A 12,251-nucleotide genomic window follows, 5' to 3' on the forward strand; every position below is an offset into this window, starting at 1 on the left:
TTCGTTTGACTTTACCAGGTGACGATCTTCACGCGCTGCCCCGGTCGCAGCGATGCATTCGCCGCCAGCGCGTTGATCGTCAGAAACCGCTCCAGCTGATAATCGCTATAGGCCATGCGCCGGCTGAGCGACTGAACAGTATCGCCCGCCTTGACCGTCAAGACATCGACCCGGCGGGGCTTGATGGCAGCAGCTTCCTGCGGTGACAGGCGCTGGACCGACTGGACCATGGTGTTGAACGGGCCGATGCCCTGTCCTGCTGCTGTCAGCAACAGAAAGTGGTAGGCCTTCCCATCGCCAAAATCATAAGCGAAAACAGTCGCATCGACTGCGCCCGACTGGCTGTTGGCGCGCACTGTGCGCCACGCGGCTGGCATACCGTTGATCGTCGTGCGACGCGCCTCACCTTCCGGCACGCTGCCATTGGCGCCGCCCAGTTTCGCAAAGACATTGTCGATATAGGCCGCCAGATTGCCGGAATAGGGCGCCGCGCCAAATTGCGCTTGCCCGCCCGATCCCGTCACCGAAACCGCGTCCGCGCTATTTTCCATGCCGAAGCCGTTTGGCGCGGTGAAGCTCAGGCGAAGGTCGGGATGACGAAAGCGGTTACCCTCGATCACGCCCTGCCGGGGATCGTCGCCATAGAGCAGGCCGTCAAGCGCATTGAGGAAGGCGTCCCGGTTGCGCACCACGCTCTTCGATCCGCTGCTCGCTGCGCCCTTTGACGCGCGCGCAACGCGCGATGCGGGGTCAGGATGGGTGCTGGCCCATTCCGGCATGGTCCGCGCACTGCCCGTAACCCGCGCATCCAGATTGCTCTGCGCCGCCAGTGACGCCAGCATCCCCGATAAAGCGCGCGGATCATAGCCGCCCGATGCCAGGTAACGAATGCCCAGATCGTCGGCCTCATATTCCTGCGTGCGTGAAAATCGCAGCGTCAGCAACTGGCTGCCCGTACCGATCCCTTTCTGAATCAGCCCGGCAAAGCCCGAATCGCCCAGCAACGCGCCAGTCAGAACGCCCAGCAAGGCGCCGCCGATCGCATTGCGCTGCGCCGCCTGTTGCCGACGCTGCCCATGGCGGGCCGCGACATGGCCGACTTCATGCCCCAGCACCCCGGCCAGTTCCGCCTCATCATTCATCAGCGCCATCAACTGGCGCGTGACATAGACATAGCCGCCGGGAATCGCGAAGGCGTTGTTGACCGGCGAATTGAGCAGCGTGACGGTAAAATCACTCTGGGCGTTGGACAGGCCGGATTGCACCGCGATGCGACGCCCCACGCTCTCGACATAGCGCGCCTGCGGCCCTGCATAGGCGCCGCCAAATTCCTTGAGCAGTTCAGGATGCTGCTTGGCCCCGCTCGCCTTGTCCTGCGCGCTGATCGACGACGTGGTGCGTATGGCACGCTGCTGGCCCACGACGGCAGGCGCAGCCGCCAGCGCGGCCATGCCCGCTCCGGCGCATGCCAGAGACAACTTCCAGTTCATCCCCTGAATTCCTCCTCAATTACCGCATCGTAACGAGAAGAAAGGCCGGAGCGTTCCCCGTCAAGCGTCGTTCAAGCGCCGATGGCGAGAAATTTGTCCGCCCTGTCGGTGCGCAGCGCCAACGCATCCATCCCGTCGAGCGCCGCCAGTTCCGCCTCGATCGCCGCGCCCAGGCTGGCAATCGCCTCGACCGGATCGCGATGCGCGCCGCCCACTGGTTCGGGCACGATCGTGTCGATTACGCCCAGATTTTTCAGATGCTGCGCCGTCACCTGCATCGCCGTGGCCGCGTCGCTCGCCTTGTCGGCGGTGCGCCACAGGATCGACGCGCAGCCTTCGGGGGAAATCACGGAATAGACGGCATGTTCGAACATCAGCACGCGATTGGCCGCCGCCAGCGCGATCGCGCCGCCAGAACCGCCTTCGCCCACCACGGCCGACACCATTGGCACACCCAGCTTCAGGCACGCCTCGGTCGACCGCGCAATCGCTTCGGCCTGCCCGCGCTCTTCGGCCTGCACGCCGGGGAAAGCGCCCGACGTATCCACCAGCGTCACCACCGGCAGGCCGAACCGATCCGCCAGTTCCATCAGGCGGATCGCCTTGCGATAGCCTTCGGGCTTGGCCATGCCGAAATTGTGCCGCACCCGGCTGGCGGTATCGTCGCCCTTCTCATGGCCGATCACCATCACCCGCCGTTCGCCCAGCGTGGCAAAGCCGCCCAATATCGCCTGATCGTCGGCAAAGGCGCGATCGCCCGCCAGCGGCAGGAAATTGTCGAACATGCCCGCAACATAATCCTTGAAATGCGGACGTTCGGGATGACGCGCCACCTGCGTCTTTTGCCAGGGTGTCAATTTGGCATAGGTATCGGCCAGCATTTTCGCCGCGCGCTGTTCCAGCGTCGCGATCTCGCCGTCGATATTGATGTCGCCGACGCTGGCAGTGGCGCGCAGTTCGACAATGCGCGCTTCCAGTTCGGCAACGGGCTTTTCAAATTCCAGAAAGCTGACCATGGCGCATGGCGTTAGGGCGATGAAGCGTCGTCGTCAACGCGCGGCTGCGGCATTTTCGGCACCATCTGCCCCAATGGGTGGCGGCTATTGACCAGTTCGACGAGGCGGCGGCTGTCCACATGGGTATAGATTTGCGTCGTGCCGATGTCGGCATGGCCCAGCATCGACTGGAGCGCGCGCAAATCCGCGCCGCCCTCCAGCAAATGGGTGGCGAAAGCGTGGCGCAGCACATGCGGGCTGACCCGTTCGGGCGCTATCCCCGCCGCCGCAGCCAGCGCCTTGACGATCTGGTACAGCCGGATGCGGCTCAAATAGCTTTTCCCCGACGGAAACAGCCAGGCGCTTTCGGACGGCACATGCGTCAGCCAGCTTGCAACCGCGGCCCGCGCCCGATCGGAAATCGGCACCAGCCGCTCACGCCCGCCCTTCCCCTTCAAAATCAGAAAGGGCCGATCCGCCGCCAGCGCCCGGCGCGGCAGGGAGACGAGCTCGGTCGCGCGCAGGCCGGACCCGTACAGCAGCTCGATCAATGCCGACAGCCGCAGATCGCCGGGCGCCGGATGCGCCACCGCCAGCCGCTCGGCGATCAGCGCGAACAACATATCGATTTCGGCCCCCGACAAAATCTTGGGCAATGGCCGCCGCATCACCGGGCGCGGCAGCGCGCTGGCGGGATTATCCGCGCGCAGCCCTTCTTCTTCCAGAAACCCGTAAAAGGCCCGCAGCGCGGATGCCTTGCGCGCCACGGACGATGCCGCCAGCGTCGCCCATTCACCCGCCAGCCTGCCCAGCGCCTCCTTGCTTGCCCCGGCCAGGCCGCCGATCAGCGCACCTGCGCCGTTCAGGTCGGCGCGATAGGCCAGCAACGTGTTGCGCGAAGCGCCCCGCTCCGCCGCCATCATTTCCAGAAAACGGTCGATCAGGGCATCATCGTCCCCCATCAAAGCCGCGTGATCGCCTCCGCCGCGATCATCCGCGCTTCAGGGTCCAGCCCGACGCGATGAAGCGCGGCGACGATATGATAGAGATGCTCCGGCGGCAGGCGGTTCCAATCGCTCCCCTGCATCCCCACCGCCGCCAACAGCGCGACCGTACCCTTTTCACCACGCTGGGCCGCCGCGCCAATCGCGCGCGCCCAGCGGCTGTTGGCGGCCAGATTGACGCCATTATCACGCGCCAGGCTCACCATGTCATTGGCCGACAGCCGCGCCAGACCCGCCAGCGCCGCGATCAGCATCCGGCCCTTTTGCGGCCCCGCTTCGCCAATATAGCTGGATATCCGGCCTTCGTTGATGTCGACCACCGGGCTTGGCGCACCAACGGCGAGCAGCCCCCAGAATTGCGCCGCGCCATCGCCATTGATCTGGCCCAGCGCCCGCGCCCAGCGCGCCGCATTGCGATCATAACCGGCGGTCATCATCGCCGCGACCAGATTGGCGGCATCGCGAGCGTCGGCCTGCGCGACCGGCAGGGCCGCCGCTGCCCGCGCGGTCGCGATCAGCCCAACATAGTCAGGCCGTGCGCCATCCTGCCACCAAGTCTGCATCGCGCCGATCCGCGCGCCCACCGTCGCACCGGTATAGGCGGTGCGCAGCGCGTCGATCCGGTCGGCAATCTCTGTCGACGCATCGCCATCGGCCGCCAACTGGCTGTAGAAATCAACCAGCGCCGCATTGGAAAACACGCCAAGCCGCGCCGCGATGTCGACCGCAGGCTGGCGCTGCACCGGCGCCAGCGCGGGCGCACGCGCTTCCCACGCCCGCACATGCGTTCCGACCGTGCCATATAGCGCGTCGGGAATCTCGACATTCAGCGCAGTCGCCAGACCAAAGCGCCAGGCGGTCAGCCGATCGACCCCGTCCCATTCTATCTTCACCGAACGACGCGCATTGAAGCCGGTGCCGACCAGCTTTTCCGCTAGCCGATAGTCGACGCCGCGCACCACGCCGCGCCGCTGCGCCTGGTTAAGCGCACCGCTGGCCGACCCCTGATCGCCCGACAACGCCGGGCAGATCGCCCGCGTCATGTCCCAGCCCGGCTCCTTGCTGAAACGCAGCGCCCCTTCCGACAGCGGGCATAGCCCGGCCGGGTCCGCGCTGGCCAGATAGGTCTGCATCGCGATGGCATAGAGGCGCGGGGAATAGCGGTCGGGATCGACGCTCTGCACCAACAGCCGGGCGCTGTCCGCCTCCCCCATGCGCAGCAGCAGCCAGGCGCGCTCGGCCACCCAGTCCGCTCCGTCAATATCGCGCGGCGTATCCACCGCCGACAACAGCGCCCGTCGCAGCAGGATCGCGGCCCAGCGCGACATGATCGGCGCATGGGTCTGCTGCATCAGCGTGGCAAGGAATTTGCCCGACTGGTTGCCAAAGGCATTGGGCTCCATCCCGCGCGTCGCGGGCGTCAGCGGGCCGATGCGGTCCAGCGAGCGGCGCGCCGTTTCGGGCAGGTCATATTTGGCCTTCTGCGCCGCCAGTTCTTCGGGCGTCAGTTCCTCTTCGGCGGCATTGGCCGCCTCATCCGGCAGCAGCGCCAGGTCGGGCGGGGTCGCGGGATTGAGCGCGGGGGCTGGCACGCCGCCGGGCGTTGGCGTCGGCGCGGGTGCCGGGCGCGTGGGGGCCGGCGCTGGCGTTTCGGGCGCGTCGCCAAAACCGGGCGGCAACAGCGATTCGGGCGCCTGTTGCGCCACGACGGGCAGCGCCAAAGCCAGCGCAAAGCTGCCGAACGCCCATTTCGCCTTACCCCCGGACCTGCGCATGGGCGTTACTGGCCCAGCTTCTCGGCAGGGATGACTTTCTCGACACGCTGCTGCGGCTGCTCGCCACCGCGCGACCACAGGAAGGCCAGCAGCGCGACGACCAGCACCACCAGGATGATGGGCAGAATCGGCAGGCGCGTACCACGACGGCGGCCAGCGCCCTCAAAACTGCTCAAATTGCGGTTGTTCTTCATGAGTCCTTGCTACGGCTGGTCCCGCCATCATGCGAAACGACAGGGAAAGATGCGATTTGCCTCTGTGACGGCTGGCTGTATAGCCCCGGTCGCCATGCAGCGAAACAGCAAATTCCCCGCTACTCACGCCAAGCGCGGTCCCATCGTCCTGGTAGGCATGATGGGCGTGGGCAAATCCACCGTCGGACGGCGGCTTGCCGCGCGGCTTGGCGTCGCTTTCGTCGATGCCGATGAAGAGATTGAAAAGGCCGCCGGGCTTTCCATCACGGAGATATTCGCCCGCTATGGCGAACCCCATTTCCGCGACGGCGAACGCCGCGTGATAGCCCGGCTGATGGACGGCGCGCCCAAGGTGATCGCGACCGGCGGCGGCGCTTTCATGCAGGATGACACGCGCGCGCTGATCCTGGATCAGGCGACCGCGATATGGCTGGACGCCGACATCGACGTGTTGGTCGATCGCGTGTCGCGCCGCGAAGGCCGCCCCCTGCTCAAGGATCGCGATCCCCGCACGGTGCTGACGGATCTGGCCGCAGTGCGCAATCCGGTTTACGCGCTCGCCCCCATTCATGTGAAGAGTATTGCGGCACCCCACGACATCACGGTCGACCGCATCATGGAGCATCTGACGGCATGGCAATAGTCCCGGTCGCGCTCGGCGCGCGCAGCTATGACATCATCGTGGAACAGGGCGCGCTCTACCGCGCTGGCGCCATCCTGGCCCCTTATGCGCGCAAGGGCCGGATCGTCGTCGTCACTGACGCCCATGTCGCCGCCGCCCAGCTTCCCCGGCTCGACGCCAGCCTGCGCGCCGCCAATGTGACGCTGGAACCGATCATCCTGCCGCCGGGCGAACAGACGAAGAGCTGGCGGCATCTGGAACAATTGCTCGACGCGCTGCTGGCGCTGGAGATTGAGCGCGGCGATCATGTCGTAGCTCTTGGCGGCGGCGTGATCGGCGATCTCGTCGGCTTTGCCGCCTCCATCCTCAAGCGCGGCTGCCACTTCATCCAGGTGCCCACCACGCTGCTGGCCCAGGTCGATTCGTCGGTCGGCGGCAAGACCGCGATCAACACGGCGGCAGGCAAGAATCTGATCGGCAGCTTCTACCAGCCCGCCCTCGTCCTGATCGACCCGTCGACGCTCGACAGCCTCCCCCAACGCGAAACCCGCGCGGGCTATGCCGAAGTCGTCAAATATGGCCTGATCGACGATCCCGATTTCTTCGGCTGGTGCGAAGCCAATGCGCAGGCGCTGCTGGCCGGAGATCCCGAAGCCCGCACCATCGCGATCGAACGTAGCGTCCGCGCCAAGGCGGCGATCGTCGCCGATGACGAGCGCGAGACGTCAGGCCGCCGCGCCCTGCTCAACCTTGGCCACACATTCGGTCACGCGCTGGAGGCCGACACCGGATTTTGCGACACGCTGCTGCATGGTGAGGGCGTCGCGGCGGGCATGGCGCTCGCCTTCCGCTATTCCGCGCATCTCGGCCTTTGCCCCCAATCCGATGCCGATCGCGTCACCGCGCATCTCAAAGCCGTCTGCCTGCCCCACAATCTCGCCACCGCCCACGTCACCGCCAACGGCGCGGCGCTGGTCGGCCATATGCTCCACGACAAAAAGATGGCGGCCGGCACCCTCCCCTTCCTTCTCGCCCGCGGCATCGGCCAGACCTTCCTGTCAAAAGATGTCGTACTGGACGACGTGGCGGCGTTTCTGGACGCGGATCGATCAGCCTGAAGACAGCCGCGCTCGTCGAGGGCGCAGAGGAGATGGACGGGAAGCGACCATAAGCGCCCGCACATTCCTCCCCTGCAAGGGGAGGGGGACCACGAAGTGGTGGAGGGGTGTCGCCCTATCGAGAGGCGGATACCCCTCCGTCTGGCCTACGGCCATCCACCTCCCCTTACAGGGGAGGATGATCGGGAACGACCATTTGCCGACGCTAAGCAACTTCGCAATTCGGCTCAAAACCGGACGCTCGAAAGCATTGCTGTTCATCACAGCCCTCCGCATAATAAGCTCATGAAAAACATCCAGATCATTGACGGTGCGCTCAATGCGACCTTCAGCCTGTTTCAAGCCACTGACGATGAATTTGGTGCGATTTTTGTCGGGAATAGTGACATGGCAATCATTGAGGACGTGTTTGCGCGTCTTGGGGACGCCGAAGCGGGCCGCGTTATTTCGCCTCTGTGGGATCGCCCTATTCTGAAGAGCGAAGCGCAGGGGATACATGGAACGCTATTCTACGACTATGATGACCGGCGAGAAATCTTCCCGCCATCAATGCGTGAGGTTGATTGGGATGAGCTTTCTATCAATCAGGCGCAAAGAGAACTGTTTCGCGCAAAGCGGTAAGGCTGCTTCCACCTGAAACTGCGAGCGAAGCCGCCAGTCCGCTCCCACCCATCACCGCCACCAACAAAAAGGGCGCCTCGCGGGCGCCCTTTTCATTTCTGCCTTTGGAAGGCCGATTACTTCTTCAGCGTCAGGCCGCCAAAGCGCTTGTTGAAGCGCGCCACCTGGCCGCCCTGATCCAGCTGACGCTGGCCACCGATCCATGCCGGATGCGACTTGGGGTCGATGTCGAGCGCCATCTTGTCGCCTTCCTTGCCCCAGGTCGAACGGGTCTGGAACGTCGTACCGTCGGTCATCTGGACGGTGATCATGTGGTAGTCGGGGTGAATATCGGCCTTCATGGCGTCGTGCTCCGTAATGTGCCGGTTCCGACCGGCTGTGGATGCGGGAAAAGTGCGAAGGCGCGCCGTTAGCGGGTTTGACGCCCTGTGGCAATAGTCCGTCATCCCGGCGAAAGCCGGGATCTCACTTTTCCTCGGATGCAACAGAGGAAGCGAGACCCCAGCTTTCGCTGGGGTGACAGGAATAGTTCAATCCTTGGGCGAGTCGCTGATCATCGCGACGAACTGTGCTTCCGCGGCCAGCTTGTCGCCCAGCATCGCCTTGCCCGCAAATTTGCAGATCGCGCCGCGATTCTGGGTCACTTCGACATGCAGGTCGAGCAGACAGCCCGGCTCCACCGGCGACCGGAATTTCGCGCCGTCGATGCTCATGAAATAGACGAGCTTGCCCGAATCGGCCAGGTTCATCGATTCCACCGCCAGCACGCCCGCCGCCTGCGCCATCGCTTCGACGATCAGCACGCCCGGCATGATCGGCCGGGTCGGGAAATGGCCCTGAAAAAAGGGTTCGTTCACCGACACCGCCTTGATCGCGTGGATCGACTGGTTGGGCACCAGCGACACCACGCGGTCGATCAGCAGCATCGGGTAACGATGCGGCAGCGCGGCCATGACCCGACGGACATCCATCGGGCCACGCGCGCTGATCGTTTCAACCTCTCCCGTCATTATCTATCAGCGCGACTTGGGGGCCTGCGCCGGGTTGGCAGGCGCGGCAGCCGGGGCTGCGGCCTGACCCTGACGGCCCGGCTGCCAGCCGGCCGGCGGCGTGATCGACACGCTGGGCACCAGTGCGTTGATTTCGGTCACGACGGCATCGGTAATATCGACGGTCGGCTGATAGGACACGGTCGCATCGGGGGCCAGCACCAGATCGACCTTCGCCTTCGCCATCGCCGCCTTCAGCGCGTCGGACAGCTTGGCCGTGATCTGTTCTTCGACATAGGCATTGGCCAGCGCGATCGGCTGGCCCATGCGCTGCAGTTCGGCCTGGGCGCTCTGCTGCGACTGCTGGAACGCCTGATACTGGGTTTCGATCGCCGGGGTCGGCTTGTTGCCCGCTGCGGTCAGCGCCTTCTGGATCGCGTCGCCCTTCGTCTTGAGGTCGGCGTCGATCGCAGTCTTGCGCGCGTTGAACGCATCGATCTGCGGCTTGTAGGTCGTCTGCATCTGGGTGCGGGCGACGGTATAGGCGGCGCTGGTGCCGACCGCGCGCTGCAGGTCAGCGACGGCAATGCCCATCTTGGACTGGGCTGCGGCCGGAACGGCGGTCAGCGCAATGGCGGTCATCGGCGCGAAAACGAGCGCCGCAGCCTTGATAATGGTCTTCATCAGAATTGAGTCCCTACGTTGAAGGTGATGAGCTTGGTGTCGTCCCCTGGTTCTTTCAGCAGCGCCTTGGCGATGTCGATACGGAACGGGCCGAAGGGCGAGTTCCAGTTGACGCCAAAACCGACCGACAGGCGCGGCTTGAGCGTGTCGCCGAGATATTCTTCCTCGAAATTGCCGCCCGAGAAGGTGAAATTGGTGCCGCAGACCGGCGCCCGCGCCGTGCCGGTGGCGCGCACCCGCGTCGATCCGGTCGGTGCGTTGGTCGTTGGGTCGCAATAGCCGGCGAAGCTGCCATTGCCATTGATCAGCACCGGATCCTTGATGCCGGCCACCGCGCCTGCGTCGACAAAGATCGACGGCCGCAGCCCCATTTCACGCGCGCCCGATCCCAGCGGTATCTCCACTTCGGCCCGCGCCTGGTAATAGATGCGGCCTCCCAACGCGTCGTCGGTGATGTTGTTCCGGCCAGTGACCCGGTCATAGCCGGTGATGTTGTTGTTCTCATCGGTCGTGGCCTGGAGGAAGTAACGCTTCACCCGCGGACCCACGCCGCGGATGTTGAAGCCGCGGAACTGTGGTTCGCCAAGGAAGAAGCGATCAACCAGCCGGATGCGCTCGGTCGGGTTGCCGTCCGGGTCGAGCCGTTCGCCTTCCAGCGAATGAATGTAGCCGCCTTCACCCGACAGGGAGAAGATGAAGCCCGCGCCCAGCGGCCAGAATTTGGACGCGTTGACGCGCGTGCGGACATATTTGACGCTGCCGCCCAGACCCGCGAAATCCTGGCTTAGCACCACATTGTTGCCCCGCGTCGGGCGGATGCGGTTGTCGCGCGTGTCATAAATCAGCGAGTAGCCCAGCGACGATGTCGTCCGCTTGCCAATCGCGTCGCACAGATAGCGACCGGCGAGCAGCGGGTCGCAACGCTCCGCCAGCGGACCCGCGCCATCGGGATCGGAATAATAGGTCGCCCTGTCGAGCGTCACATCGTCGAAATTGAGGCTGTAACGCAGCGCCAGCGACATATATTCGGTGATCGGTACGCCCGCCCGGATCTGAAAGCCGGTGGTCGTCTGTTCATAGGTCGTATCGCGACTGTTGGTCCCGTTACCCAGGAACCGGAAGTTGTTGAGATCGCGGCGATAGATGTCGCCGCCCAGCGCGATATTCTTGTCCAGGAAATAGGGTTCGGTGAACCCGACTTCGACCGACTTGCTATAGGCCGAATAATTGACCGACGTGCGCAGTTCCTGGCCCTTGCCGCGGAAATTGCGCTGGGTGATCGACGCGGACACGATGAAGCGTTCCAGCGACGAGAAACCGGCTGACAGCGACAATTCGCCGGTCGATTTTTCCTGCACATTGGTTTCCAGGATGATCCGGTCAGGCGCGGAACCGGGCTTCTGCTCCACGTCCAGCTTCTCCTGGAAGAAGCCGAGCGAGTTGATCCGGTCCTTCGACCGCTTGACCAGGAAGCTGTTGAAGGCGTCCCCTTCGGCCAGACGGAATTCGCGGCGTACCACCTTGTCCTGCGTCAACGTATTGCCGTTGATGTCGACCCGCTCGACATAGACGCGCGGCGCATTGGCGATGCGGAAATTGATCCCCATCGTCAGCGTATCCTTGTCGCGCTGGAAATCGGGCGACACGTCGGCAAAGGCATAGCCGAACAGGCCGGCAGTCTCGCTCAGCGTATCGACCGTATCCTCGACCAGCTTGGCATTATACCAGTCGCCCTTCTTCATCGGCAGGCGCTTGGTCAGCCCATCGCCCGACAGGTCGCGAATGTCGGATTCGACCTTCACATCGCCAAATTTGTAGCGATCGCCCTCTTCCACCACATAGGTGATGATGAAGTCCTGCTTGTCCGGCGTCAGTTCCGCCACGGCCGAAATCACCCGGAAATCGGCATAGCCTTCGGTCAGGTAGAATTGGCGCAGCTTCTGCTGGTCATAGGCCAGACGATCAGGATCATAGCTGGTGCCCGACGAAAAGATGCGGAACCAGCGCGACTGCTTGGTCACCATCTGGCTGCGCAGTTCGCCGTCCTTGAACTTGTCATTGCCGATGATGTTGATCTGGCGGACCTTGGACTTTGGCCCTTCGGTAATTTCAAAGACAATGTCGACGCGATTCTGGTCGAGCTGCACCATCTTCGGCTCGACGCTGGCGGCAAAGCGGCCTTGACGACGATAGAGTTCGATGATGCGGGCCACATCGGCGCGGACCTTGGAACGGGTATAGATCTGGCGCGGGGCCAGCTTGATTTCGGGCCGGATCTTGTCGTCCTTCAGCCGCTTGTTGCCTTCCAGCACGATGCGGTTGATGACCGGATTTTCCTTCACCTCGACCGTCAGCGTGCCGTTGTCGTTGCGGATCTGGACGTCGGCGAACAGTTCGGTCTCGTACAGGTCGCGCAGACCCTGATCGAGCGTTTCCTGGGTGAAGGGCTGGCCGACGCGCAGCTTGGTGTAGGACAGGATGGTGTCCGGCTCCAGCCGCTGGGTGCCGGTGACATTGATTGCGCGGATCGTACCCACCGGTGCCGGGGCAACGGGCGGCGCCAGCGTCGGTGCGCCGGCCGGGGGAGCAGCCTGCTGCGCCTTTGCCGGAACCGCTGTCAGCCCGGCGATCATCGTCGTCGCCAACAGGGCCGTGACGACCGGGCGCTGCCTCTTGCTGCTCATCATCGCTGTCACCCGCATCACCTCAAACAGTATAAAATTGTTTCCGCCGACACAGACGACGCCAAACCGCGCCTC

General features: G+C 64.2%; 12 protein-coding genes. 3 read left to right on the forward strand and 9 right to left on the reverse strand.

Annotated elements, in window-relative coordinates:
- Positions 1–11: 11 nt before the first annotated feature.
- From IWY39_RS06265 to IWY39_RS06285, 5 genes are all read right to left on the reverse strand, one after another.
- A complete protein-coding gene (locus IWY39_RS06265) occupies positions 12–1,490 on the reverse strand; it encodes a M48 family metalloprotease (protein WP_229380593.1) in 1,479 nt (492 codons plus the stop codon).
- 71 nt (positions 1,491–1,561) lie between these two features.
- Positions 1,562–2,506, reverse strand: coding sequence for an acetyl-CoA carboxylase carboxyltransferase subunit alpha (locus IWY39_RS06270; RefSeq protein ID WP_019051698.1), 945 nt, complete (start codon positions 2,504–2,506; stop codon positions 1,562–1,564).
- 11 nt (positions 2,507–2,517) lie between these two features.
- Complete coding sequence (locus IWY39_RS06275) at positions 2,518–3,447, reverse strand: tyrosine-type recombinase/integrase (protein ID WP_107124107.1); 930 nt, start codon at positions 3,445–3,447, stop codon at positions 2,518–2,520.
- Positions 3,447–5,264 carry a hypothetical protein gene (locus IWY39_RS06280; protein WP_107124108.1) on the reverse strand — a complete coding sequence of 606 codons (1,818 nt, stop codon included), beginning with the start codon at positions 5,262–5,264 and terminating at the stop codon, positions 3,447–3,449. The genes IWY39_RS06275 and IWY39_RS06280 overlap by 1 nt, the downstream gene beginning before the upstream one ends.
- 5 nt (positions 5,265–5,269) lie before the next feature.
- On the reverse strand, positions 5,270–5,458 hold the full coding sequence (locus IWY39_RS06285) for a hypothetical protein (protein ID WP_017182806.1): 189 nt from the start codon (positions 5,456–5,458) through the stop codon (positions 5,270–5,272).
- 94 nt (positions 5,459–5,552) lie between these two features.
- Between IWY39_RS06285 and IWY39_RS06290 the strand changes: the two genes are divergently transcribed.
- The 3 genes from IWY39_RS06290 to IWY39_RS06300 all read left to right on the forward strand — a co-directional run bounded on the left by IWY39_RS06290 (position 5,553) and on the right by IWY39_RS06300 (position 7,819).
- Positions 5,553–6,101 (forward strand): shikimate kinase, encoded by a 549-nt coding sequence (locus IWY39_RS06290; protein WP_017182805.1) that lies wholly within the window; start codon positions 5,553–5,555, stop codon positions 6,099–6,101.
- Positions 6,092–7,198 (forward strand): 3-dehydroquinate synthase, encoded by a 1,107-nt coding sequence (gene aroB, locus IWY39_RS06295; RefSeq protein WP_107124109.1) that lies wholly within the window; start codon positions 6,092–6,094, stop codon positions 7,196–7,198. Before IWY39_RS06290 ends, aroB begins: the two co-directional genes overlap by 10 nt.
- A 285-nt stretch (positions 7,199–7,483) precedes the next feature.
- Positions 7,484–7,819 carry a hypothetical protein gene (locus tag IWY39_RS06300; protein WP_107124111.1) on the forward strand — a complete coding sequence of 112 codons (336 nt, stop codon included), beginning with the start codon at positions 7,484–7,486 and terminating at the stop codon, positions 7,817–7,819.
- A 116-nt stretch (positions 7,820–7,935) separates the two neighbouring features.
- Here IWY39_RS06300 and rpmE read toward each other — a convergent pair whose 3' ends face one another.
- The 4 genes from rpmE to bamA form a co-directional block, all read right to left on the reverse strand.
- Positions 7,936–8,160 (reverse strand): 50S ribosomal protein L31, encoded by a 225-nt coding sequence (gene rpmE / locus IWY39_RS06305; protein ID WP_006954711.1) that lies wholly within the window; start codon positions 8,158–8,160, stop codon positions 7,936–7,938.
- A gap of 189 nt (positions 8,161–8,349) precedes the next feature.
- Positions 8,350–8,829, reverse strand: a complete 480-nt coding sequence (gene fabZ, locus IWY39_RS06310; RefSeq protein WP_107124112.1) for a 3-hydroxyacyl-ACP dehydratase FabZ — start codon at positions 8,827–8,829, stop codon at positions 8,350–8,352.
- A gap of 6 nt (positions 8,830–8,835) precedes the next feature.
- Positions 8,836–9,492: an OmpH family outer membrane protein gene (locus tag IWY39_RS06315; protein WP_017182801.1), complete on the reverse strand. Its 657-nt coding sequence runs from the start codon at positions 9,490–9,492 to the stop codon at positions 8,836–8,838.
- Positions 9,492–12,179, reverse strand: a complete 2,688-nt coding sequence (gene bamA, locus IWY39_RS06320) for an outer membrane protein assembly factor BamA (protein ID WP_181316659.1) — start codon at positions 12,177–12,179, stop codon at positions 9,492–9,494. Before bamA ends, IWY39_RS06315 begins: the two co-directional genes overlap by 1 nt.
- Between the last annotated feature and the right edge of the window lie 72 nt (positions 12,180–12,251).

The organism is Sphingobium sp. JAI105 (assembly GCF_015752145.1).
GTDB classification, from domain to species: Bacteria; Pseudomonadota; Alphaproteobacteria; order Sphingomonadales; family Sphingomonadaceae; genus Sphingobium; species Sphingobium xenophagum.